Raw genomic sequence first — 2862 nt, forward strand, 5'->3', positions numbered from 1 at the left:
CCGTCAGATCCGACGGATAACCCTCCCCAGCAGCACTCATACACCCCTCAACGAGCGATCCGCACAACCGGCACGGGAGATCTCAAACGCGGTCTAAGCCACTCCTGACGTGCGGTCCAGGCCGGGAATGTAGCGATAATCCTGGCAACATCCTGGCTCATCGTCCCGGAGGTGGGATTCGCAATCCTGCGGTACCGCTCTACCGCGGCCGTCTTCCACAGGAACGCGCTGCCCAGTCGGCCAAGTGCGTCCAAGGAGGTCTGTGTGATGCCTGGTATTGCTCCCCGGCTCTCGTAGAGGTACGACCGGTGTACCAGCGCCGCGGCGATCGCGTTTCGTGCACCGTCTCTCGGGGTGGCAAGTCCCAGAGCGTCTAGGTGCGCGAACGCTGGTGCAGCCTCGCGGACTCGAGCCTCAACGGGAAGTTCAAGCACGCCTAGGCGCGTACTGCTTCGATCATCCTCAACGGCCGTCATGCACGCACCTCACCTCGCTGGACCGTCAGCCCCGACGAAATAGTATGGCCGAGGCGCGCGGGGGATGAGATCGAACTTCTTGTGACACAAGCGATGTTGCCCAGCTGGCACGCCTCCATGACCGGTTCCATCGCAGACGCATCCTCGAAATCAGCTGCGGCAACGTAAGCATCGATTTAACGCTCGCTCAAACCACCTGCGGCCTCGCCGAGTCCGTCAGGTGCTGGCACTGCTGTACTCCGGCTCACCGCTTTCGAGCACCCGGACCAAGGACGCCGTGACGACCCGCGTGCTGCGTCCGATGCGGAGCACGCGGCACGGGAACTTCCCCTGGCGCACCAGGTCGTAGCCCTTCGCCCGGGAGAACCCGAACGCCTTCGATGCCTCTTCCACGCTCCCGGTCCCGCTCCACGTGGCCCGGATGTGAGCGGGGCTGTACTGGGCATCCTGGATCGCGTTGTGCCGTGTGTGCATGACTGCTTGTTCTGTCCTTATCGCGACGAATTTCGGTGGCGGAAATATCCCTGAGCCCTATGGGGTTCCCCTCTGGCATCGTGGTCGTGCAGGGGGAGTGGTGGGACTGAGGCTGTTCAACGTCAAGAGCGGTGTGACGGAGGTCGTGCCGCGACTAGCGCAGGTCGAGTCGGATGTGCAGGACCTCGTCGAGGCACATATGGAGACGATGCTCGGCGTCAGGTTCCTGGCGAGCGAGTACGTCATCGACTGTGTCGACGGCGGGCGGATCGACTCGCTGGGGCTCGACGAGAATGGGGCGCCCGTGATCGTGGAGTGCAAGCGGGGCACCGACGCCGGGGTGATCAACCAGGGCCTCTACTACATGGCGTGGCTCATGGCCCGTAAGGACGCCTTCCGGAATCTGGTCCGCGACCGGCTCGGGGTGTCGGCTGCGTCCCAGATCCTGTGGAGTGCGTCCCGGCTGATCTGTGTGGCCGGCGACTTCACCCGATATGACGCGCATGCTGTGCGCGAGCACCGGCGCTCGATCGACCTGGTCCGCTACCGGTACTACGGCAGCGACCACTTCGGTCTGGAGACCGTGGCGTCGGTCACCGGGCAGTCGGTCGCCGCTCGGCGGGTTCGCCGGCAGGCGGCTGGGCTGCCGGCTGTCCGACGGCAGGACGGTGCGATGACCGAGTTGGCTGGGGCGGTCGACGAGGTGCTGACCGGGCTCGGGGCCGCCGTCACCCGGGTGCAGCGCAAGCAGTACGCGGCCTACCAGCGGCTGCGAAACTTTGCCTGCGTCTGCTCGCCGCAGCAGACCAAGCTCCTCGTCTACCTCAAGGCCGACCCGAAGGAGGTCGACCTCGTTCCGGGCTTCACCCGGGACGTGACGGGGCTCGGCCACCACGGTACCGGCGACCTGGAGCTGCAGCTGCGCACGGAGCGGGACCTGGAGCGTGCCCAGGACCTGTTCCGCCTCAGCTACGCCGCGGCGTAGCAGGCCGGTGGCCGGCGCGGTCGTGTGCGGCCGGGATGTGTAGTTGTCGGCTGGTGTCGTGGTGCTGCCTCTCGACGTGGCGGTCAGGGAATGGCGGTGGAGCTATAAGGATGCGGTGGATCCCCGGTTTCGGTAACCGGGGATCCACCGCTATGTTGCGGCCCCTCGGCGGATGCATATTCGGGTACGAGGTCGAACAGCCCGGGGTGATACCCCTTGATTGAATTCGGGATGACGGGGCGGCCTGTAGAGATGGCACATGGTGTGTCTCCCCAGCGATTCCGCTGGTTTGGACGCAGAGTCGGCGGTGCCCGCTGGCGCCGCAACGTATCGGTAGATGGTGCTGCGGTTCGGAACCGCAGAGGCAGTTCACCACCCTGTCCAACGCGCTCGGCTGGATAGCGCCGTGATGGTGCTGCGTTCCGAAGTGCAGAGGTAGTTCGTACCAGTCCAGGTTGCCGTTCTCGCGCAGGACGCCGTGGTGGTGCTGCCGTTTCGAACTGCAGCGGTAGCAGTTCCGGTGTCACGGCCATCCCGTAGGCCGGGTAGCCGTGATGGCGCTGCGGTCCGTGACCGCAGAGGCAGGTGACGAGGAAGGGCTACATGTGGCGCTTCGTCGAGCCGTGGTGGTGCTGCGGCTCGACGCCGCAGAGCGCCGCCCATCCTGAAGGGATGGCCGGAAAGCTCAGTTGATGCGGCGTCGGTCGGCCTGCGATCACGGCTCCTCCTGGCTTGCCGGGGCGTCGCCGGGGGAAAGCGCGCTGTCGGAGGGCTCATGCGTCACGCGTCTCTGTCGAGCACATTGGCCCCCGGGCCCCTCCGCGGCGGTGCGAATGAGCGTTTTCAGCGTTGGCGCTCCAGGGTGAGCACGGCTTGAGCAATTGACGTCATTCGATTGGGGCTGCATCGGGAGTGACGGAAGATGTG

At 65.6% G+C, this 2862-nt stretch carries 2 protein-coding genes and 1 pseudogene; 1 reads left to right on the forward strand and 2 read right to left on the reverse strand.

The genetic code is table 11. The annotated features are described in order from the left end of the window. Window positions 1-692 precede the first annotated feature (692 nt). Entirely contained in the window at window positions 693-950 is a 258-nt protein-coding gene (locus ACFWA7_RS39850) for a helix-turn-helix domain-containing protein (protein WP_385547185.1), read from the reverse strand. A 97-nt stretch (window positions 951-1047) separates the two neighbouring features. Between ACFWA7_RS39850 and ACFWA7_RS39855 the strand changes: the two genes are divergently transcribed. After that, window positions 1048-1935 (forward strand): endonuclease NucS domain-containing protein, encoded by an 888-nt coding sequence (locus ACFWA7_RS39855; RefSeq protein ID WP_385547182.1) that lies wholly within the window; start codon window positions 1048-1050, stop codon window positions 1933-1935. Between the two features lie 843 nt (window positions 1936-2778). Here the strand turns inward: ACFWA7_RS39855 and ACFWA7_RS39860 are convergent. After that, window positions 2779-2862 (reverse strand): annotated as a pseudogene (locus ACFWA7_RS39860) (IS5/IS1182 family transposase); the annotation flags it as partial.

The organism is Streptomyces sp. NPDC059994 (genome assembly GCF_042737755.1).
Taxonomy (GTDB): Bacteria; Actinomycetota; Actinomycetes; order Streptomycetales; family Streptomycetaceae; genus Streptomyces.